The organism is Pseudoalteromonas sp. MER144-MNA-CIBAN-0113, from assembly GCF_040308965.1.
In the GTDB taxonomy this organism is placed as follows: Bacteria; Pseudomonadota; Gammaproteobacteria; order Enterobacterales; family Alteromonadaceae; genus Pseudoalteromonas; species Pseudoalteromonas tetraodonis.
Map to the genome: position 1 here is coordinate 1 of NZ_JBEOOG010000634.1, position 231 is coordinate 231.

The 231-nt window shown below is 39.8% G+C and carries 1 protein-coding gene; it reads right to left on the reverse strand.

Features of this window, described 5'->3' with window-relative positions; translation table 11 throughout:
• Positions 1-231, reverse strand: a 231-nt coding sequence (locus AAEY57_RS21265; protein ID WP_350608815.1) for an FAD-dependent oxidoreductase, incomplete at both ends; no start/stop codon positions are given.

The window sequence follows — 231 nt, forward strand, 5'->3', positions numbered from 1 at the left end:
CCTGAGTACATAGGTGAGCGATGTAGGTTTTTACGAATAACATCATGTGTTTTTTCGTTTGTGTAAGTGATGTAACACGGTATTTGTTGTGGGTGATCTGATTGTTTACCCATAAATGAAAATACAGGTGTTGGCATATCACCAGGCTGTGCTTCCATTTTTGTAAAATCAACAGTACGTGCATCAATACGTGGCGGAGTACCTGTTTTTAAGCGATCCACTCTAAAAGGG